A 21,328-nucleotide genomic window follows, 5' to 3' on the forward strand; every position below is an offset into this window, starting at 1 on the left:
TCGCCTTACCGTACTCAAGTACAGCCTGCGGCTAGCTTCCTAGTTTGCTCTTTGATTTTCATTGAGTATAAGGAGGAAATCATGTACCATATAAAAGAAGCTGCGCAGCTTTCAGGTGTCTCTGTCAAGACCCTGCACCACTACGATAAGATAGGACTCTTGGTCCCCTTAAAGTCGGAAAACGGCTATCGAACCTACAGTCAGGAGGATTTGGAACGCCTTCAGGTCATTCTGTATTACAAGTATCTAGGATTTTCTTTAGAAAAAATAGCAGAGCTGTTAAAGGAAGAAAGGACAGATTTATTGCCCCATTTGACCAGGCAGTTGGACTATTTGACTCGAGAAAGGCAACATCTAGATACCTTGATTTCCACCTTGCAAAAGACCATTCAAGAACAAAAAGGAGAAAGAAAAATGACCATTGAGGAAAAATTCACTGGATTTAGCTATCAAGACAACCAAAAATACCACCAAGAAGCGGTAGAGAAATATGGGCAAGAAGTCATGGATCAAGCCCTCGAACGCCAAAAAGGTCGTGAAGATGAGTCTACGGCCGCCTTTAACCAAGTCTTTCAAACTTTGGCACAAAATCTTCAAGCTAGTCTGCCAGTAACAGCAGCCGAAAACCAAGAAGAAGCTGGCAAGCTCTTACAAGCTATCCGAACTTATGGATTTGACTGCTCTATTGAGGTATTCGGTCATATCGGTAAAGGTTACGCCTACAACCCAGAGTTTAAGGAAAACATTGACAAGTTTGGTTCTGGAACAGCTCAGTACACGTCAGATGTCATTGCGGCTTACGTTCAGACAAATGCAGAATAAATAGGCTAGGAATTTCCTAGCCTATTTTTTACTTCAAATCATAAAGCCAGTCGTCACCGTTTTTGTAGTAAAAGAATTCACTGAGATCCTCCTCTACAAATACACGAAGCATATCTGACATATCATCGGTGGCAAGTTTTAGTTGAGAGAGATTTTTATAATCTTCCCACCATACCTTTCCTTCGTCTGAAGACTGGAGTTCACCAGTAAAGTGTTCGGTCTTGTAAAATAGAACGACGTAACGGTAATCCTTCTCGTCATACCAGTCTTTAATACCACAGAGTTGGGGTTTGGAAATGGTCAGACCAGTTTCTTCCTTCACTTCACGAATGACGGCATCGACAAAGGATTCTCCACGTTCAACATGCCCGCCAGGAAAAGTAATACCAGGCCAGTCGGGACTAACTCGATCTTGAACCAGAACCTTGTCTCCGTTTTGAATCATACACATGTTGACAAATTCGACTGTTTCTCTTCTGTTCATTTTTCACAACCTTTGATCTTTAATCATAATGCAGACTTCCTGCCACCCAGCCAGTACAGAGGGCAGAAGTAATGTTAAAGCCGCCTGTGTGGGCATTGATATCCAGTACCTCGCCAGCAAAGTGGAGGCCAGGAACGAGTTTGCTTTCCAGAGTTTTAGGATTTATTTCTTTGAGACTGACACCGCCTTTGGTGACAAAGGACTTAGCAAGGGACATTTTGCCAGTCACAGGAATTTTGAGGGCTTTGATGGACTGGAGAAGTTGTTCGCGTTCCTTTTCAGTTAGCTGTTTAACTTTGTCAGGATATTCTTGAACAAAAAATTCTGCCAAGCGTTCTGGCAACAAGGTTTTTAAAGCATTTTTCAAGGATTTTTCCCGATTTTTTTCTAGAAATGCAGCCAAGTCTTTCTCAGAAAGTTGAGGCAAAACATCCAGTGAGAGAACTTCCCCACCCTTGACAAAACTAGACATGCGTAGGGCAGCAGGTCCTGACAAACCAAAGTGGGTAAAGAGCAGATCGTGGGTGATGACATGCTTACCATAGCCTAGGGTCACATCGTCTAGGGAAATCCCCTGCAAGGCCTTATGCGGAAAATCTGTCAACAATGGGCTCTCAGCAGCTTCAAGCTCGGTAATGGTGTGCTTAAAATGGCGGGCAATCTCGTGTCCAAAACCAGTTGAACCAGTGGAAGGATAGGATTTTCCACCAGTTGTGACAATGAGTTTATCGCAAGTGAAGCTTTGGTCTGCGGACTTGAGGACAAACTGGTCGTCTATCTTTTTAACCGAAACAATCTCCGTTTGAGTAGCAACTTGACCACCGAGTTCAGTGATTTTCTTTTCCAAGGCCTCGATAATGGTCCGAGATTTGTCGCTAGATGGAAAGACGCGTCCGTGGTCCTCGACCTTAAGTTTGACTCCATTATCCGTAAAAAAGTTAATGATATCATGGTTATCAAACTGGGAGAAGACACTGTAAAGAAAGCGCCCATTTCCAGGGATGCCAGCTAATAGGTCATCTAAAGTTCCATTGTTGGTTACATTGCAACGACCACCGCCCGTTCCAGCTAATTTTTTTCCAAGTTTGCGATTTTTTTCGATGAGAAGAGTTTTCTGACCATAAAAGCTACTGGAAATGGTAGCCATCATGCCAGCAGGCCCTCCACCGATGACAATAGTATCAAAATGTTTCATAGCTCTATTGTACCACAAAAAACAAGAGATGCTTGGCATCTCTTGTTGCTCATAATCTTAGTTAATTTCATATCCCATCAACAAACCGCCATCTTCTGCATAGAAACTGCAGAGACCAGACGTTGGGATAATTTTGATATCCGCTTGTGGGAAGTTTTCCAGCATGCGTTCTGACAATTGCTGACAGAATTTTTCATTGCTGCGATGAGCCATGACGATACGACCACCAGCATAGCCAGCCTTGATGAGTTCTTCATAGGCTGCTTGAAGGGATTTTTTTGGTCCACGAGCCTTTTGGAGCAGTTCTAGGGTTCCAGTATTACTCGCTTCTCCGACCATACGGATGTTGAGAAGACCAACAACTGTACCGATAAGCTTGCTTAAACGACCATTCTTTACCAAGTTATCGACCTTAGCGAGGACAAAGAGCAACTTGGTTTTTTCTTGGTAGGCTGTGATAGCTTCAACAATCTCCTCATAAGAAAGTCCTTGATCAATCAATTCATTGATTTTTTCGACAATCAAGTCAACTTCCCCACCCGCAGATAAACTATCGATAACATGAATCTGAGTGTCAGGATGTTCTTCAAGGTAGATATTCTTAGCGAGCTGCGCACTATTATGACTGCCAGAAAGAGCACCAGTGATAGTAACGACAAAGATATGCTTGGCTCCTTCAAATGCTCGCAAGTAATCATCAGGGCTAGGACAGGCTGATTTTGAAGCCTCAGAAGTCGCATACATGGTTTCCATCATGTGGTTAATGTCGAGATTGGCATCATCGATAAAGACCTGATCAGCTACTTGAATGGTTAAAGGAACACTCACAAATTCAGTATCGATAGCAAGAGTAGGCAGTTGACGATAATCACAACCAGAGTCAGCTACAATCTTCCAAGTCATAGAAATTCTCCATCTTTGTCACTTATACATTGACAAAGGTTCTGTCTTTTTTTACAATTATATCATGAAAGCCCTTGAAACAAAAGTACCACCTCTCTGTTGTCACAAGTAGAAAGAAATTGTTATGCCTGAACGTAAAATATCTGAAAAATCTCTTGAAAATCTCAGAAAATCAAATCAAGAATCCAATTTTTTAACCAGAGAAGCAATCGAAACGGCTCTTTTGCAACTTCTGGAAAAAAAAGACTTGGCTAAGATCAGTATTTCAGAGTTGGTCAAGCGGGCGGGTGTCTCTCGTGCCGCCTTCTATCGCAATTATGATTCTAAAGAAGAAATTTTGGAAAGCGTCTTTAAACGCAGTGTTCATAACATCATGGAACAGTTGAGCCATTACGATGTCAAAACAGACCTTTACCTGGTCTGGGTTCACCTTTTCCGCGCAGCTAAGAAAGAAGCTAAGGTCATCCAACTTGCTCTGGACTACCACTTGGAAAAGATTTTCGTCCAAGCTATGCAGGAATTTCTGGAAAAATACCACGGAAAATCAAAAGGTGTCAGCAGCTACCTTCATTCCTTTTGGAGTTCTGCCATCGTATCGGTTTTGCTCAAATGGATCAAGGATGGCATGAAGGTTCCAGCAGAAAGGATTGCAGATTTACGCTTGCCATTTTTCAAAAAATAGAGGACAAGGAGAAAAATTATGACAGAAAAAAGACTGGCTTGGGATGAGTACTTTGCAGCCCAGGCCTTACTAATTGCCAATCGTTCGACCTGCAAACGTGCCAAGGTGGGAGCAGTCCTAGTCAAGGATAATAAGGTCATTTCAACAGGTTACAATGGTTCTGTATCAGGAACGGAGCACTGTATTGACCACGAATGTCTTGTCATTGAAGGACACTGCGTCCGAACCCTTCATGCCGAGGTCAATGCCATCTTACAAGGAGCCGAACGTGGGGTTCCCAAAGGATTCACAGCTTATGTGACCCATTTCCCTTGTCTGAACTGTACAAAACAACTCTTACAAGTCGGTTGCAAACGTGTAGTTTATATCAACCAGTATCGTATGGATGACTATGCCAAATACCTCTATCAAGAAAAAGGGACCGAGTTGACACATTTACCGCTTGAGACTGTTCAGACAGCTCTTCAAGAAGCAGATTTGATTTAAAAAATAATAAAAATAAATGGTTTAGAAAGCTTTTTAAACCGTTTTTTGATATAATAAGAAGAATAAATTGAAAGAAGGAATTCAGAAAATGGGAAAAATTGAAGTCATTAATCATCCACTCATTCAACACAAATTGTCAATCTTGCGTCGTACAGACACTTCCACAAAGGCTTTTCGTGAACTAGTAGACGAGATTGCAATGTTGATGGGATATGAAGTACTTCGTGATCTTCCACTTGAAGACGTGGAAATCGAAACACCTATCACAAAGACCGTTCAAAAACAATTGGCTGGTAAAAAATTGGCGATTGTCCCAATCTTGCGTGCAGGTATCGGGATGGTAGATGGTCTCTTGAATCTGGTTCCAGCAGCAAAAGTTGGACACATCGGTATGTACCGTGATGAAGAAACCCTTCAACCAGTTGAATACTTAGTGAAATTGCCTGAAGATATTGACCAACGTCAAATCTTTGTCGTTGACCCAATGCTTGCAACAGGTGGCTCAGCAATCTTGGCTGTAGATTCGCTTAAAAAACGTGGCGCTTCAAATATCAAGTTTGTCTGCCTAGTATCTGCTCCAGAAGGAGTGAAAGCCCTCCAAGAAGCTCACCCTGATGTAGAAATCTTTACTGCGGCTTTGGATGAACGCTTGAACGAACACGGTTATATCGTTCCAGGTCTTGGAGATGCTGGAGACCGCTTGTTTGGTACTAAATAAAATCCCAAGGTAAATATTGAAACTAGAAGTTCGTTTTTGACTTGAAAGGAGGTTGAGTTTTTGTTTCTGTTTAGAGAATAGAGCAAAAATTTGACCTTTTTTGACCAAAAAGATATAATAGTTCTGTATTGAGTCGTAAGACTAAGAAAATTCAACATTAAAAGGAGAAATGAATGATTCCTGTAGTTATTGAACAAACAAGCCGTGGAGAACGTTCCTATGATATTTACTCTCGTCTTTTGAAAGACCGCATCATCATGCTGACAGGTCCAGTCGAAGACAATATGGCCAACTCCGTTATTGCCCAGTTGCTCTTCTTGGATGCCCAAGACAGCACAAAAGATATTTACCTTTATGTCAACACACCTGGAGGTTCTGTGTCTGCTGGTTTGGCAATCGTTGATACTATGAACTTTATCAAGGCAGATGTCCAAACCATCGTGATGGGAATGGCTGCATCTATGGGAACTGTTATTGCATCAAGTGGAGCAAAAGGCAAACGCTTCATGCTTCCAAATGCAGAATACATGATTCACCAACCAATGGGGGGAACAGGTGGTGGTACCCAACAAACAGATATGGCAATTGCTGCAGAACACTTGCTTAAAACCCGTAAGACCTTGGAAAAAATCCTTGCAGATAACTCTGGTAAATCAGTTGAGCAAATTCATGCAGATGCGGAACGTGATTACTGGATGAGTGCCCAAGAAACGCTTGAATATGGTTTCATTGATGAAATCATGGCTAACAATTCTTTGAGCTAATAATGCATGAAAGCAAACTCGACGGAGTTTGCTTTTTTTGATATAATAGGATAAGATTTCTTAGAAAGAGGCTTCCTCATGTTTGAAAAAACAAATCGATCAGGATTAATCATCTATCTCTACTATAATAGAGATGCGAAAAAACTACAGGAATATGGAGACATTTTCTATCATTCTAAAAAGCATCGCTACCTGCAACTTTATGTTCCGACTGAGAATCTAGAAAGCTTGGTTGAGAAATTAGCTAAGGAACGATTTATCAAAAAGGTAAGGCCTTGTCATATTCAAGAGTTAGAGACTCCCTTTGTTGGCAATCTCTATCGTAACGAAGAAAACGTTATCATTTAAAAAATTAAATAAATGTATTGACAATTTTCTGATAATTCGGTATATTCTTAACATACTGTTTTTTGAAACAACTATAAGGAGATTAAAAATGAAGAAAAAATTTGCCCTATCTTTTGTGGCTCTTGCTAGTGTGGCCCTTCTTGCTGCATGTGGAGAAGTTAAGTCAGGAGCGTCAAACACAACTGGAAATCCAGTAGACGAAAAAACCATCAAAATCGGTTTTAACTTTGAAGAGACAGGTGCTGTAGCTGCTTACGGTACAGCTGAACAAAAAGGTGCCCAACTTGCTGTAGACGAAATCAACGCTGCAGGTGGAATCGATGGAAAACAAATCGAAGTTGTAGACAAAGACAACAAGTCAGAAACTGCTGAAGCAGCTTCTGTTACAACAAACCTTGTTACCCAATCAAAAGTAGCAGCTATTGTAGGACCTGCGACATCTGGTGCAACTGCTGCAGCTGTAGCTAACGCTACTAAAGCTGGAGTGCCATTGATTTCACCAAGTGCTACTCAAGACGGTTTGACTAAAGGTCAAGATTACCTATTTATCGGAACATTCCAAGATAGCTTCCAAGGGAAGATCATTTCTAACTATGTAACAAACAAGTTGAATGCTAAGAAGGTTGTTCTTTATACTGACAACGCTAGTGACTATGCTAAAGGTATTGCTAAATCTTTCCGCGAAGCCTACAAGGGTGAGATTGTAGCAGATGAAACTTTTGTAGCAGGTGATACTGACTTCCAAGCAGCCCTTACTAAAATGAAAGGGAAAGGGTTTGACGCTATCGTTGTTCCAGGTTACTACACAGAAGCTGGTAAAATTGTAAACCAAGCTCGTGGTATGGGAATTGATAAACCAATCGTTGGTGGTGATGGATTTAACGGTGAAGAATTTGTTCAACAAGCAACTGCTGAAAGAGCATCAAACATTTACTTCATCTCTGGATTCTCAACTACCGTTGATGTTTCTCCAAAAGCTAAAGCTTTCCTTGAAGCATACCGTGCTAAATACAACGAAGAGCCTTCAACATTCTCAGCTTTAGCCTATGACTCAGTTTACCTAGTAGCGAATGCTGCAAAAGGTGCTAAAAACTCAGGTGAAATCAAGGACAACCTTGCTAAAACCAAAGATTTTGATGGTGTAACTGGTCAAACAAGCTTTGATGCTGACCACAATACAGTGAAAACTGCTTACATGATGACCATGAACAATGGTAAAGTTGAAGAAGCAGAAGTTGTAAAACCATAACATTAGAATAGTACTTGAAATGGGGAATGAGCCTTTGACTCACTCCCTGTTTCGGTGTTTATGAACTTGTGAAAATTGAGAAATTTTCTAAAAAATAAGGATAGAAAAGAGTGAATGCTATGCTCCAACAACTTGTGAATGGTTTAATTCTGGGTAGTGTTTATGCACTTTTGGCCCTGGGTTACACCATGGTTTATGGAATTATCAAACTCATCAACTTCGCCCACGGTGATATTTATATGATGGGAGCCTTTATTGGTTACTTTTTGATTAATTCTTTCCAAATGAATTTCTTTTTAGCTTTGATTATTTCAATGGTAGGAACCGCACTGCTTGGTGTTGTGATTGAATTTCTTGCCTACCGTCCTTTGCGACACTCTACACGTATTGCTGTTTTGATTACAGCTATCGGAGTGTCTTTCCTACTGGAATACGGGATGGTTTACTTGGTCGGTGCCAATACTCGTGCCTTTCCTCAAGCCATTCAAACAGTTCGCTATGATTTAGGACCAATCAGCTTAACAAATGTTCAGTTAATGATTTTAGCAGTTTCCTTACTCCTGATGATTTTATTGCAGGTGATTGTTCAAAAAACAAAAATGGGGAAAGCGATGCGTGCTGTATCAGTTGATAGTGACGCAGCGCAATTGATGGGAATTAATGTAAATCGTACAATCAGTTTTACCTTTGCTTTGGGTTCAGCCCTTGCTGGAGCGGCAGGTGTCCTCATTGCCCTTTACTACAACTCTCTTGAACCGTTGATGGGTGTGACTCCAGGTCTGAAATCATTCGTTGCGGCCGTACTGGGTGGTATCGGGATTATTCCTGGTGCAGCTCTAGGGGGATTTGTGATTGGCTTGTTGGAAACATTTGCTACTGCCTTCGGTATGTCTGATTTCCGTGATGCTATCGTATATGGTATCTTGCTTTTGATTCTGATTGTTCGACCTGCAGGTATCCTTGGTAAGAATGTGAAAGAGAAGGTATAAACAATGAAGACAAATCTTAAAGTAAATATTCTCTGGTTATTCCTTCTGTTAGCAGGTTATGGGCTGATCAGTGTACTGGTTTCTGCCGGTGTTCTCAATCTATTCCATGTCCAAATTTTAGAACAAATTGGGATTAATATCATCCTTGCAGTAGGTTTGAACTTAATTGTCGGTTTTTCAGGACAATTCTCACTCGGTCATGCAGGTTTTATGGCGATTGGGGCTTATGCTGCGGCGATTATTGGCTCAAAATCACCAACCTATGGTGCATTCTTTGGAGCTATGTTGATAGGAGCCTTGATTTCTGGTGCAGTTGCTTTGCTCGTTGGGATTCCAACACTCCGTTTGAAGGGTGACTACCTGGCTGTTGCGACACTAGGTGTTTCAGAAATCATTCGTATCTTTATTATTAATGGTGGAAGTTTGACCAACGGTGCCGCTGGTATCTTGGGTATTCCAAACTTTACCACCTGGCAGATGGTTTATCTATTTGTGGTGATCACAACTATTGCAACTCTCAACTTTTTACGTAGTCCGATTGGACGGTCTACTCTCTCTGTTCGTGAGGATGAGATTGCTGCTGAATCCGTTGGGGTAAACACTACAAAGATCAAGATTATCGCTTTTGTCTTTGGTGCCATTACAGCAAGTATTGCTGGTTCACTTCAGGCCGGTTTTATCGGTTCTGTTGTCCCAAAAGATTACACTTTTATTAATTCCATCAACGTGTTGATTATCGTTGTATTTGGTGGACTTGGATCTATTACTGGTACCATCGTTTCAGCGATTGTTTTAGGAATTTTAAATATGCTCCTTCAGGATGTAGCAAGCGTACGTATGATCATCTACGCTTTGGCTCTTGTATTGGTCATGATTTTCAGACCAGGTGGACTTCTTGGGACATGGGAATTGAGTCTATCACGTTTCTTTAAAAAATCTAAGAAGGAGGGACAAAACTAATGGCATTACTTGAAGTTAAACAGTTAACCAAACATTTTGGCGGTCTAACAGCTGTTGGAGATGTCACTCTTGAATTGAACGAGGGAGAATTGGTTGGTCTGATTGGACCAAACGGGGCTGGTAAAACAACCCTTTTCAATCTCTTGACCGGCGTTTATGAACCAAGCGAAGGTACTGTGACACTAGATGGACATCTCCTAAATGGGAAAACTCCCTATAAGATTGCCTCACTTGGTCTCAGTCGTACTTTCCAAAATATTCGTTTGTTCAAGGACTTGACAGTTTTGGAAAATGTTTTGATTGCATTTAGTAATCATCATAAACAACATGTCCTTGCAAGCTTTCTACGCCTACCAGCTTTCTATAAAAACGAGGAAGAATTAAAAAGCAAAGCTTTGGACTTGCTGAAAATTTTTGATTTGGATGGTGACGCAAATACTCTTGCCAAGAATCTGGCCTATGGTCAACAACGTCGATTAGAAATCGTTCGTGCTCTGGCAACCGAACCTAAAATCCTCTTTTTGGATGAACCGGCAGCTGGGATGAATCCACAAGAAACAGCTGAATTGACAGAACTAATCCGTCGTATCAAAGATGAATTTAAAATTACCATCATGCTCATTGAACATGACATGAATTTGGTTATGGAAGTCACTGAGCGTATCTATGTTCTTGAATATGGTCGTTTGATTGCTCATGGGACTCCGGATGAGATCAAGAACAACAAACGCGTTATCGAAGCTTATCTAGGAGGTGAAGCCTAATGTCTATGTTAAAAGTTGAAAACCTCTCTGTGCATTACGGTATGATCCAAGCAGTTCGTGATGTAAGTTTCGAGGTTAATGAAGGTGAAGTTGTTTCCTTGATAGGTGCCAATGGTGCTGGTAAAACAACCATTCTTCGTACCCTTTCAGGTTTGGTTCGTCCAAGTGCTGGTAAAATTCAGTTTTTAGGAAAAGAAATTCAAAAGTTGCCAGCTCAAAAAATCGTGGCAGGTGGTCTTTCACAAGTTCCTGAGGGACGCCATGTTTTCCCAGGATTGACTGTTATGGAAAACTTAGAAATGGGAGCCTTTTTAAAGAAAAATCGTGAAGAAAATCAAGCCAACTTGAAAAAAGTCTTTTCACGTTTCCCTCGTCTGGAAGAACGCAAAAACCAAGATGCGGCAACTCTTTCAGGCGGTGAACAGCAGATGCTGGCTATGGGACGCGCTCTCATGTCTACACCTAAGCTCCTCCTCTTGGATGAGCCGTCAATGGGACTTGCCCCTATCTTTATACAAGAAATTTTTGATATCATTCAAGATATTCAGAAGCAAGGAACAACAGTTCTTCTAATTGAACAGAACGCTAACAAGGCCCTCGCTATCTCTGACCGTGGTTATGTCCTTGAAACAGGAAAGATTGTCCTATCAGGAACAGGAAGAGAACTCGCCTCATCAGAAGAAGTCAGAAAAGCATATCTAGGTGGCTAAAACAATCCAGTGGATTGTTTTAGTCGGTGGATGAGAGTTGCGGAAGCAATTCCCCTATAGTCCGGGGGACCTTTTTAGTCGGCAGATAAGGATTGCGTAAGCAATTCTCCTCTAGTCTGGGAGACTAGTTTAGGTTGCGGATGGAGATTGCATAAGCAATTTCCCTATAGTCCGGGGGACCTTTTAGTCGGCGGATAGAGATTGCGTAGCAATTTCCTAAGTGATGAAATAAAACCGAATGAGGATTGCTAATCCCTCATTCACAGGGCTCTAAATTAGAGCTCTTTTTTGTAAAAGAATCAAAATCTTGAAAAAGAGATGAAAGCGTTTGATAGATTTTCTAAGAAAGTGTATAATGAAAGTAGAAATAGAGAAGGAGAAGTCTCATGGCAGTTAAAGATTTTATGACACGCAAGGTAGTTTATATCAGTCCTGATACGACTGTAGCGCACGCAGCAGATTTGATGCGCGAGCAAGGCTTGCACCGTTTACCTGTTATCGAAAATGATCAATTGGTTGGTCTTGTTACAGAAGGGACTATCGCAGAGGCAAGTCCATCTAAAGCAACCAGTCTTTCTATCTACGAGATGAATTATCTTCTCAATAAGACCAAAGTCAAAGACGTCATGATTCGAGATGTCGTGACAGTTTCTGGCTATGCAAGTCTAGAAGATGCGACCTATCTGATGCTGAAAAATAAGATTGGCATTTTACCAGTTGTTGATAACCAGCAGGTATATGGAGTGATTACGGACCGCGATGTCTTCCAAGCCTTTTTGGAAATCGCTGGTTATGGAGAAGAAGGGATTCGTGTTCGTTTTATTACGGAAAACGAGGTCGGAGTTTTAGGAAAAATCGTGTCCTTGATTGCCGAGGAAAATTTGAATATTTCTCACACAGTTAATATCCCTCGTAAGGATGGTAAAGTTGTCATTGAGGTTCAAATTGATGGAATGATTGACCTAGATTCCTTAAGAGAAAAATTTGAAAGAGAAGGAATTCAAGTGGAGGAGATTGCTCGAACCTCTGCAAAAATCCTTTGAAACAGAGGCTTCAAAGCCTCTGTTTGTTGGGCAATAAAAGCATAAAAAAGCAAAATATGGAAAGAAATAAGAGATTATGGTATAATAAAACGATATGAAAAGGAGTATCTATGGACATTTCAGAAATTCGTCAAAAAATTGATGCAAATCGTGAAAAATTAGCTTCTTTCAGGGGGTCTCTTTGACCTCGAAGGCTTAGAGGAAGAGATTGCCATCTTGGAGAACAAGATGACAGAACCTGATTTTTGGAACGATAATATTGCGGCCCAAAAAACGTCGCAAGAATTAAATGAATTAAAAAACACCTACAACACCTTCCGTAAAATGGAGGAGTTGCAGGATGAAGTTGAAATTTTATTGGACTTTTTAGCAGAAGACGAGTCAGTCCAAGATGAACTGGTAGAGCAACTAACCGAGTTGGATAAGATGATGACCAGTTACGAAATGACGCTTCTCTTGTCAGAACCTTATGACCATAATAATGCAATTTTGGAAATCCATCCAGGTTCAGGCGGGACTGAGGCTCAGGACTGGGGCGATATGTTGCTCCGTATGTATACTCGTTATGGAAATGCTAAAGGTTTTAAAGTAGAGGTATTGGATTACCAGGCTGGTGATGAAGCAGGTATCAAGTCGGTGACCTTGTCCTTTGAAGGTCCAAATGCTTATGGCCTACTCAAGTCAGAAATGGGTGTTCACCGTTTGGTTCGTATCTCACCATTTGACTCTGCCAAACGTCGCCATACCTCTTTTACATCCGTCGAGGTTATGCCTGAGTTAGATGATACCATTGAAGTGGAGATTCGTGACGACGATATCAAGATGGATACCTTCCGTTCAGGTGGTGCTGGTGGACAGAACGTCAATAAAGTTTCAACTGGTGTGCGTTTGACGCACATTCCTACGGGGACAGTCGTTCAATCGACAGTCGATCGTACCCAGTATGGAAATAGAGATCGTGCTATGAAGATGTTGCAGGCTAAGCTCTATCAAATGGAGCAAGAAAAGAAAGCAGCAGAAGTCGATTCCCTCAAAGGTGAGAAAAAAGAAATCACTTGGGGAAGTCAGATCCGTTCTTATGTCTTCACACCTTATACCATGGTGAAAGATCACCGTACGAGCTTTGAAGTTGCCCAAGTAGATAAGGTTATAGATGGAGATTTAGATGGTTTCATCGATGCCTATCTCAAATGGAGAATCAGCTAAGATAGAAAGGAACTCACATGTCAATCATTGAAATGCGAGATGTTGTCAAAAAGTATGACAACGGGACGACTGCCTTGCGTGGTGTGTCTGTCACTATTGAACCGGGAGAATTTGCCTACATTGTAGGACCTTCTGGAGCAGGGAAGTCCACCTTTATTCGAGCTTTATATCGAGAAGTAAAGATTGAAAAAGGTAGTTTAACAGTTGCAGGTTTTAATTTGGTTAAAATCAAGAAGAAAGATATTCCTCTTCTTCGTCGTAGTGTTGGAGTTGTCTTTCAGGACTACAAACTCTTGCCAAAGAAAACCGTTTATGAAAATATTGCCTATGCAATGGAAGTAATCGGTGAGAACCGCCGTACCATTAAAAAACGTGTGATGGAAGTTTTGGACCTAGTTGGTTTGAAACACAAGGTTCGTTCATTCCCTAATGAACTTTCAGGTGGAGAGCAACAACGGATTGCCATTGCTCGCGCGATTGTCAACAATCCGAAAGTCTTGATTGCCGATGAACCGACAGGAAACTTGGACCCAGATAATTCTTGGGAAATTATGAATCTGTTGGAACGCATCAATCTCCAAGGTACTACAGTATTGATGGCTACCCATAATAGTCAGATTGTAAATACCTTGCGCCACCGTGTCATTGCCATTGAAAATGGCCGTGTCGTTCGTGACGAAGCAAAAGGAGAATATGGATACGATGATTAGTAGATTTTTTCGCCATTTATTTGAATCACTAAAAAGTTTAAAGCGAAATGGCTGGATGACAGTAGCAGCAGTGAGCTCGGTTATGATTACCTTGACGCTCGTTGCCCTGTTTGCATCCGTAATTTTTAACACAGCTAAACTGGCTACCGATATTGAAAACAACGTTCGTGTTATGGTTTACATTCGTAAGGATGTGGCAGATAACAGTGAAACGATTGAAAAAGAAGGTCAGACAGTTACCAACAATGACTATCACAAGGTCTATGATGCTTTGAAAGCTATGCCAGCTGTAAAAAGCGTTACCTTCTCAAGTAAAGAGGAGCAATACCAAAAATTGACTGAAACGATGGGGGATGACTGGAAGGTCTTTGAAGGGGATGCCAACCCACTCTATGATGCCTATATCGTAGATACCAACTCTCCGAGTGATGTAAAGAAAGTAGCTGAAGAAGCTAAGAAAATCGAGGGAGTTTCAGAAGTTCAAGATGGTGGAGCCAACACTCAACGACTCTTTGAACTAGCTTCCTTCATCCGTGTGTGGGGATTGGTTATTGCAGGACTCTTGATTTTCATCGCGGTCTTCTTGATTTCCAATACCATTCGTATCACCATTATTTCGCGTAGCCGTGAAATTCAGATCATGCGTCTGGTAGGAGCTAAGAATAGTTACATCCGTGGTCCATTCTTGTTGGAAGGTGCCTTCATTGGTTTATTTGGAGCAGCGATTCCTTCAGTCCTAGTATTCTTTATCTATAATATGGTTTACCAGTCTGTCAATAAATCCTTGGTTGGTCAAAACCTATCCATGATTACGCCAGATCTATTTATTCCTTTGATGACAGTTCTCTTGTTTGTCATCGGAATCTTCATTGGATCAATCGGATCAGGAATTTCAATGCGTCGATTCTTGAAAATTTAATTGGATATCAATGCAAATTGCATAGCTTAGTGGAAATATCCAGACAGTTTAAAAGAGAAGTTTTAAAGAACTTCTCTTTTTTGTATAAAAATTTAAGAAAAATGAGAATTTTTTTCTATAAAAGCCTTTACAAAAAAATAAAAAGTGGTATAATTAGTATATAAGTTGGTGCAAACGTTTTCGTAAAACGTTTGCCTAAAATAAAATAAAGGAGATTTGAATGATGAAAGCTACATTCAAAAATGTCTTGTCTTTCGAGTTTTGGCAAAAATTCGGTAAGGCTTTGATGGTGGTTATCGCTGTTATGCCAGCGGCTGGATTGATGATTTCAATCGGTAAGTCGCTAGTGATGATTAACCCTAACTTTTCACCACTTGTAATTACTGGTGGTGTACTAGAGCAAATCGGTTGGGGAGTTATCGTTAACCTTCATATCTTGTTCGCCCTTGCTATCGGAGGAAGCTGGGCTAAAGAACGCGCTGGTGGTGCTTTTGCTGCTGGTCTTGCCTTTATCCTTATCAACCGTATCACAGGTACAATCTTTGGCGTATCTGGCGATATGCTAAAAGATCCAAATGCTATGGTTTCAACACTATTGGGTGGGTCAATCAAAGTTTCTGATTACTTTATCAGTGTTATGGAAGCTCCAGCACTTAACATGGGTGTTTTCGTAGGGATTATTTCTGGTTTTATAGGGGCAACTGCCTTTAACAAATACTATAACTTCCGTAAGCTTCCTGATGCACTTTCATTCTTTAACGGAAAACGTTTTGTACCGTTTGTAGTTATTGTTCGTTCAGTAATTGCTGCAATTGTTCTTTCAATTTTCTGGCCACTTGTTCAAACAGGTATCAATAGCTTTGGTATCTGGATTGCAAACTCTCAAGAAACTGCACCAATTCTAGCACCATTCTTGTATGGTACTTTGGAGCGTTTGCTCTTGCCATTTGGTCTTCACCACATGTTGACTATCCCAATGAACTACACAGCTCTTGGTGGTACTTATGAAGTCTTAACTGGTGCAGCAAAAGGTAGCCAAGTATTTGGTCAAGATCCACTTTGGCTTGCATGGGTAACAGACCTTGTAAACCTTAAAGGTACTGACGCTGGTCAATACCAACACTTGTTAGATACAGTACATCCAGCTCGTTTCAAAGTTGGACAAATGATCGGTTCATTTGGTATCTTGATGGGTGTCATCGTTGCTATCTACCGCAATGTTGATGCTGACAAGAAACACCAATACAAGGGTATGATGATTGCGACAGCCCTTGCAACATTCTTGACAGGGGTTACTGAACCTATCGAGTATATGTTCATGTTCATCGCAACACCGCTTTACCTTGTTTATTCAGTAGTTCAAGGTGCTGCCTTTGCTATGGCAGATATTGTTCACCTTCGTGTCCACTCATTCGGTTCAATTGAATTCTTGACTCGTACACCATTGGCAATTAATGCTGGTATTGGTATGGATATCGTTAACTTTATCTGGGTAACTGTTCTCTTTGCGGTTATCATGTACTTCATTGCCAACTTCATGATCAAGAAATTCAACTACGCAACCCCAGGACGTAACGGAAACTACGAAACAGCTGAAGGATCATCAGAAGAAGCAGCTTCTGGAACTCCAAAAGTTGCAGCAGCTTCTCAAGCCGTAAATATCATTAACCTTCTTGGTGGTCGTGCAAATATCGTAGATGTGGATGCATGTATGACTCGTCTTCGTGTAACTGTTAAAGATGCAGATCGCGTTGGTACTGAGGAACAATGGAAAGCAGAAGGAGCTATGGGTCTTGTCATGAAAGGACAAGGTGTCCAAGCTATCTACGGACCAAAAGCTGACGTATTGAAATCTGATATCCAAGATATTCTTGACTCAGGTGAAATTATTCCTGAAACCCTTCCAAGCCAAATGACTGAAGCTCAACAAAACACTGTACACTACAAAGGTGTGACAGAGGAAGTTTACTCAGTAGCTGACGGTCAAGTTGTTGAATTGAGCGAAGTTAAAGATCCTGTTTTTGCTCAAAAAATGATGGGTGACGGTTTCGCAGTAGAACCAGCAAATGGAAATATCGTATCTCCAGTTTCTGGTACTGTATCAAGTGTCTTCCCAACTAAACATGCTCTCGGTCTTGTGACTGAAGCAGGTCTTGAAGTGCTTGTTCACATCGGTTTGGACACAGTAAGTCTTGAAGGAAAACCATTTACAGTTCACGTAGCTGAAGGACAAAAGGTTGCTGCTGGTGATCTTCTTGTTACAGCTGACTTGGATGCTATCCGTGCAGCAGATCGTGAAACTTCAACAGTGGTTGTCTTCACAAATGCCGAAGCGATTAAATCTGTTAAATTAGAACAAACTGGTTCTCTTGCAGCGAAAACAGCAGTTGCAAAAGTAGAATTGTAATATACTTGAGGTTGGAAGCTGTTTTCCAACCTCTTGTTTTAGGAGAAAAGCATGAAATTTTTAACACTCAATACCCATAGTTGGATGGAGAAAGAAGCAGAAGAAAAATTCCAGCTCTTGCTCCAAGATATTCTTGATAAAGACTATGATTTGATTTGTTTCCAAGAAATCAATCAGGAAATCACTTCTCCTGAAGTGGAGGTTAATGACCTCTATCAAGCTTTACCATCAGCAGAACCCATTCATCAGGATCACTATGTCCGACTTCTGGTTGAAAAATTGGCTGAGAAAGGTAAAAACTACTACTGGACTTGGGCTTATAATCATATTGGCTATGACCGCTACCATGAAGGCGTAGCTATCTTATCCAAAACACCTATTAAGGCGCGTGAGATTTTAGTATCAGATGTAGATGATCCAACGGACTACCATACTCGTCGCGTTGCCTTGGCTGAGACAGAGGTTAAAGGCAAGGAACTTGCTCTTGCAAGCGTTCATCTCTCTTGGTGGGATAAAGGTTTCCAAGAAGAGTGGGCACGATTTGAGGCTATACTGAAGGATTTAAAGAAACCTCTTTTACTAGCTGGAGATTTCAATAACCCAGCTGGTCAAGAAGGTTATCAAGCTATCCTAGCTAGTCCTCTAGAGTTACAAGATGCTTTTGAAGTTGCAAAGGAGAGAAGTGGTAGCTATACAGTACCACCAGAAATTGATGGTTGGAAAGGTAATTCTGAACCACTTCGAATCGACTACGTCTTTACGACAAAAGAGTTAGAAGTAGAAAGTTTGCATGTGGTTTTTGACGGTCAGAATAGTCCGCAAGTCAGTGACCACTATGGTTTGAATGCCATTTTAAACTGGAAATAGAAAATGAAAGGGATTGTTCCCTTTCATTTTTTGCTAGTCGGACTTAAGTACTGAAAATGTTCAAAATATGGTATAATGGTTAGATGAATAGAATCGAGGATAATATGTCATTTACGAAATTTCAGTTTAAAAACTATATAGAAAAGGCTTTGGAGGAGTTGAGTTTTACAACTCCGACAGAGGTTCAAGATAAGTTAATTCCCATTGTCTTGGCAGGTCGTGACTTGGTTGGTGAATCAAAAACAGGTTCAGGAAAGACTCACACTTTCCTCCTACCGATTTTCCAGCAATTGGATGAAAAGAGCGATAGTGTGCAAGCAGTGATTACGGCTCCAAGTCGTGAGTTAGCTACTCAAATCTATCAAGCAGCACGTCAGATTGCAGCCCACTCAGATATCGAAGTCCGTGTGGTCAACTATGTTGGTGGTACGGATAAGGCTCGTCAGATTGATAAATTGGCAAGTAATCAGCCAAATATTGTCATCGGGACTCCAGGTCGTATCTATGACTTGGTCAAATCTGGTGATTTGGCTATTCACAAGGCTAAGACCTTTGTTGTCGATGAAGCCGATATGACCTTAGATATGGGGTTCATAGAGACAGTTGATAAGATAGCAGGAAGCCTTCCTAAAGACTTGCAATTCATGGTCTTTTCAGCAACCATTCCACAGAAGTTGCAGCCATTCTTGAAAAAATATTTGTCAAATCCTGTTATGGAAAAAATCAAAACAAAAACAGTCATCTCTGATACCATTGATAACTGGTTGATTTCGACCAAGGGACGAGATAAGAATGCTCAGATTTATGAGTTGACGCAAGCCATGCAACCATATCTAGCCATGATTTTTGTTAATACCAAGACGCGCGCGGATGAATTACACACATACCTAACAGCCCAAGGTTTGAAGGTGGCTAAGATTCATGGAGATATTTCTCCTCGCGAGCGCAAGCGAATCATGAATCAGGTGAAAAATCTTGATTTTGAGTACATTGTCGCAACGGATTTGGCGGCGCGAGGAATTGATATTGAAGGTGTTAGTCATGTCATCAATGACGCCATTCCGCAAGACTTGTCCTTCTTTGTCCACCGTGTGGGACGTACTGGACGCAATGGTTTGCCTGGTACAGCTATTACCCTTTATCAGCCAAGTGATGACTCGGATATCCGTGAGTTGGAGAAATTAGGAATCAAGTTTATTCCTAAGATGATCAAAGACGGAGAGTTCCAAGATACCTATGACCGTGATCGTCGTGCCAACCGTGAAAAGAAGCAGGATAAGCTTGATATTGAAATGATTGGCTTGGTTAAAAAGAAAAAGAAAAAAGTCAAACCAGGTTATAAGAAGAAGATTCAATGGGCGGTGGATGAAAAACGTCGCAAAACCAAACGTGCTGAAAATCGTGCTCGTGGCCGTGCCGAGCGTAAAGCTAAACGCCAAACATTTTAAGTATAAAATTGGAGCTACATAGCTCCTTTTTCTAACTTCGTTTTATGAATTTTCAAAAATACTGCAAAAAAAAGTAAAAAGTGGTATAATGATAAGGTTATATAGTCCCGATAAGGTGGTAGAAAGGTCTATTTTTCTTTCGAGTCGCAACCCGTAGAGGATAGGATTTTTTATCAGTACTTTGTAACTCGCAAAGAATGACGGCTCCAAAGTTGCTCGTCATTCTACGGTTGCCGCTATAAGGCGGTCACCCTATGCGCCTTACTAGCATCAGAAATAAAAAAGTATCGTTTTTATTTCTTTCGCGTCGTAACTCTTAGATAATGGAGATACCTACCAGTACTTTGTAACTCTATAACAATATTTTTTAAGGGGGGACATTTTTATGTCAGAACGTAAATTATTCACGTCTGAATCTGTATCTGAGGGGCATCCAGATAAGATTGCAGACCAAATTTCAGATGCGATTTTGGATGCTATTTTAGCAAAGGATCCAGAGGCGCACGTTGCTGCTGAGACAGCTGTCTACACTGGTTCTGTCCACGTTTTTGGTGAAATTTCTACAAATGCTTATGTGGATATCAACCGTGTGGTTCGTGATACCATTGCAGAGATTGGTTATACGAATGCAGAATATGGTTTTTCTGCGGAAACAGTTGGAGTTCATCCATCGCTTGTTGAGCAGTCACCAGATATCGCCCAAGGTGTTAACGAAGCCTTGGAGGTTCGTGGAAATGCAGATCAAGATCCACTGGACTTGATTGGAGCTGGTGACCAAGGTCTCATGTTTGGATTTGCAGTGGATGAGACAGAAGAACTCATGCCATTGCCAATCTCACTCAGCCACAAGTTGGTTCGTCGTTTGGCAGAACTTCGTAAGTCTGGTGAAATCAGTTATCTTCGTCCAGATGCCAAATCACAAGTTACAGTTGAGTACGATGAAAATGACCGTCCGGTACGTGTGGATACAGTCGTTATTTCAACTCAGCATGACCCAGATGTTAGCAATGAACAAATTCATCAAGATGTGATCAACAAGGTTATCAAAGAAGTTATTCCAGACTCTTACTTGGATGAGCAAACAAAATTCTTCATCAATCCAACTGGTCGCTTTGTAATCGGTGGACCTCAAGGAGACTCAGGTTTGACTGGTCGTAAGATCATCGTGGATACTTATGGTGGCTATTCTCGTCATGGTGGCGGTGCCTTCTCTGGTAAGGATGCGACTAAGGTGGATCGTTCTGCGTCATATGCAGCTCGCTACATTGCTAAGAATATCGTGGCAGCAGGTCTTGCTAAGAAAGTAGAAGTGCAGTTGGCCTATGCCATCGGTGTGGCACATCCTGTTTCTGTTCGTATCGATACTTTCGGTACAGGAACAGTAGCTGAAAGCAAACTTGAAAAAGCAGCGCGTCAAACCTTTGATCTTCGCCCTGCAGGAATTATCCAAATGCTGGATCTTAAACGTCCAATTTACCGTCAAACAGCGGCTTATGGACACATGGGACGTACAGATATTGACCTTCCATGGGAACGTTTGGACAAGGTAGAGGCTTTGAAAGAAGCTGTGAAATAAAAATAAAAGATTGGTAGGGTGTACTGACCCCAAAAAGTTAGACAATTAATTTATCCAAAGGATTTAGTTCTGTATTGC

At 41.1% G+C, this 21,328-nt stretch carries 22 protein-coding genes; 19 read left to right on the forward strand and 3 right to left on the reverse strand.

Annotation, left to right across the window (positions count from 1 at the left end):
- Positions 1-81: 81 nt before the first annotated feature.
- Positions 82-822 (forward strand): MerR family transcriptional regulator, encoded by a 741-nt coding sequence (locus ADI74_RS01575; RefSeq protein ID WP_049536613.1) that lies wholly within the window; start codon positions 82-84, stop codon positions 820-822.
- Positions 823-850: 28 nt separating this feature from the next.
- Here the strand turns inward: ADI74_RS01575 and ADI74_RS01580 are convergent, their stop codons facing one another.
- From ADI74_RS01580 to ADI74_RS01590, 3 genes are read right to left on the reverse strand one after another with little or no spacing between them, the layout of a single operon-like run.
- On the reverse strand, positions 851-1,306 hold the full coding sequence (locus ADI74_RS01580; protein ID WP_049536615.1) for an 8-oxo-dGTP diphosphatase: 456 nt from the start codon (positions 1,304-1,306) through the stop codon (positions 851-853).
- A 19-nt stretch (positions 1,307-1,325) separates the two neighbouring features.
- Positions 1,326-2,501, reverse strand: a complete 1,176-nt coding sequence (locus ADI74_RS01585) for an NAD(P)/FAD-dependent oxidoreductase (protein ID WP_049536617.1) — start codon at positions 2,499-2,501, stop codon at positions 1,326-1,328.
- 57 nt (positions 2,502-2,558) lie between these two features.
- Positions 2,559-3,404 carry a DegV family protein gene (locus tag ADI74_RS01590; protein WP_049536618.1) on the reverse strand — a complete coding sequence of 282 codons (846 nt, stop codon included), beginning with the start codon at positions 3,402-3,404 and terminating at the stop codon, positions 2,559-2,561.
- A gap of 124 nt (positions 3,405-3,528) precedes the next feature.
- Here ADI74_RS01590 and ADI74_RS01595 point away from each other — a divergent pair, with 124 nt between their 5' ends.
- The 18 genes from ADI74_RS01595 to metK all read left to right on the forward strand — a co-directional run bounded on the left by ADI74_RS01595 (position 3,529) and on the right by metK (position 21,250).
- Positions 3,529-4,086, forward strand: a complete 558-nt coding sequence (locus tag ADI74_RS01595) for a TetR/AcrR family transcriptional regulator (RefSeq protein WP_049536620.1) — start codon at positions 3,529-3,531, stop codon at positions 4,084-4,086.
- Positions 4,087-4,104: 18 nt separating this feature from the next.
- Complete coding sequence (locus ADI74_RS01600; RefSeq protein ID WP_007520369.1) at positions 4,105-4,572, forward strand: deoxycytidylate deaminase; 468 nt, start codon at positions 4,105-4,107, stop codon at positions 4,570-4,572.
- A gap of 88 nt (positions 4,573-4,660) precedes the next feature.
- Entirely contained in the window at positions 4,661-5,290 is a 630-nt protein-coding gene (gene upp, locus ADI74_RS01605; RefSeq protein ID WP_000515972.1) for a uracil phosphoribosyltransferase, read from the forward strand.
- A gap of 173 nt (positions 5,291-5,463) precedes the next feature.
- Positions 5,464-6,054, forward strand: a complete 591-nt coding sequence (gene clpP, locus ADI74_RS01610) for an ATP-dependent Clp protease proteolytic subunit ClpP (RefSeq protein ID WP_000613464.1) — start codon at positions 5,464-5,466, stop codon at positions 6,052-6,054.
- Between the two features lie 78 nt (positions 6,055-6,132).
- Positions 6,133-6,402 (forward strand): YlbG family protein, encoded by a 270-nt coding sequence (locus ADI74_RS01615; protein ID WP_049536622.1) that lies wholly within the window; start codon positions 6,133-6,135, stop codon positions 6,400-6,402.
- 88 nt (positions 6,403-6,490) lie between these two features.
- On the forward strand, positions 6,491-7,651 hold the full coding sequence (locus ADI74_RS01620) for an ABC transporter substrate-binding protein (RefSeq protein ID WP_049536624.1): 1,161 nt from the start codon (positions 6,491-6,493) through the stop codon (positions 7,649-7,651).
- 119 nt (positions 7,652-7,770) lie between these two features.
- Positions 7,771-8,640 carry a branched-chain amino acid ABC transporter permease gene (locus tag ADI74_RS01625; RefSeq protein WP_000941418.1) on the forward strand — a complete coding sequence of 290 codons (870 nt, stop codon included), beginning with the start codon at positions 7,771-7,773 and terminating at the stop codon, positions 8,638-8,640.
- A 3-nt stretch (positions 8,641-8,643) separates the two neighbouring features.
- Positions 8,644-9,600 (forward strand): branched-chain amino acid ABC transporter permease, encoded by a 957-nt coding sequence (locus ADI74_RS01630; RefSeq protein WP_049536626.1) that lies wholly within the window; start codon positions 8,644-8,646, stop codon positions 9,598-9,600.
- Positions 9,600-10,364: an ABC transporter ATP-binding protein gene (locus ADI74_RS01635; RefSeq protein WP_042902524.1), complete on the forward strand. Its 765-nt coding sequence runs from the start codon at positions 9,600-9,602 to the stop codon at positions 10,362-10,364. Before ADI74_RS01630 ends, ADI74_RS01635 begins: the two co-directional genes overlap by 1 nt.
- On the forward strand, positions 10,364-11,074 hold the full coding sequence (locus ADI74_RS01640; protein WP_033605913.1) for an ABC transporter ATP-binding protein: 711 nt from the start codon (positions 10,364-10,366) through the stop codon (positions 11,072-11,074). The genes ADI74_RS01635 and ADI74_RS01640 overlap by 1 nt, the downstream gene beginning before the upstream one ends.
- A 386-nt stretch (positions 11,075-11,460) precedes the next feature.
- On the forward strand, positions 11,461-12,117 hold the full coding sequence (locus ADI74_RS01645) for a CBS domain-containing protein (protein ID WP_049536628.1): 657 nt from the start codon (positions 11,461-11,463) through the stop codon (positions 12,115-12,117).
- Between the two features lie 110 nt (positions 12,118-12,227).
- A protein-coding gene (prfB, locus tag ADI74_RS01650) for a peptide chain release factor 2 (RefSeq protein WP_152906299.1) occupies positions 12,228-13,323 on the forward strand; the annotation gives its coding sequence in 2 pieces (ribosomal slippage) (positions 12,228-12,299 and positions 12,301-13,323; 1,095 coding nt in all).
- Positions 13,324-13,340: 17 nt separating this feature from the next.
- Complete coding sequence (gene ftsE / locus ADI74_RS01655) at positions 13,341-14,033, forward strand: cell division ATP-binding protein FtsE (RefSeq protein ID WP_000022274.1); 693 nt, start codon at positions 13,341-13,343, stop codon at positions 14,031-14,033.
- The gene (gene ftsX / locus ADI74_RS01660; RefSeq protein ID WP_049536633.1) at positions 14,026-14,952 is read left to right on the forward strand and encodes a permease-like cell division protein FtsX; all 927 of its coding nucleotides are present in this window, start codon (positions 14,026-14,028) and stop codon (positions 14,950-14,952) included. Before ftsE ends, ftsX begins: the two co-directional genes overlap by 8 nt.
- Positions 14,953-15,172: 220 nt before the next feature.
- On the forward strand, positions 15,173-17,359 hold the full coding sequence (locus ADI74_RS01665) for a PTS transporter subunit IIBC (RefSeq protein ID WP_080980329.1): 2,187 nt from the start codon (positions 15,173-15,175) through the stop codon (positions 17,357-17,359).
- A 51-nt stretch (positions 17,360-17,410) separates the two neighbouring features.
- Entirely contained in the window at positions 17,411-18,226 is an 816-nt protein-coding gene (locus ADI74_RS01670; RefSeq protein WP_049536636.1) for an endonuclease/exonuclease/phosphatase family protein, read from the forward strand.
- 104 nt (positions 18,227-18,330) lie between these two features.
- Positions 18,331-19,674 carry a DEAD/DEAH box helicase gene (locus ADI74_RS01675; RefSeq protein ID WP_049536637.1) on the forward strand — a complete coding sequence of 448 codons (1,344 nt, stop codon included), beginning with the start codon at positions 18,331-18,333 and terminating at the stop codon, positions 19,672-19,674.
- 385 nt (positions 19,675-20,059) lie between these two features.
- Positions 20,060-21,250 (forward strand): methionine adenosyltransferase, encoded by a 1,191-nt coding sequence (gene metK, locus ADI74_RS01680; RefSeq protein ID WP_049536639.1) that lies wholly within the window; start codon positions 20,060-20,062, stop codon positions 21,248-21,250.
- Positions 21,251-21,328: the final 78 nt, after the last annotated feature.

It is taken from the genome of Streptococcus pseudopneumoniae (assembly GCF_001074565.1).
GTDB classification, from domain to species: domain Bacteria; phylum Bacillota; class Bacilli; order Lactobacillales; family Streptococcaceae; genus Streptococcus; species Streptococcus pseudopneumoniae_J.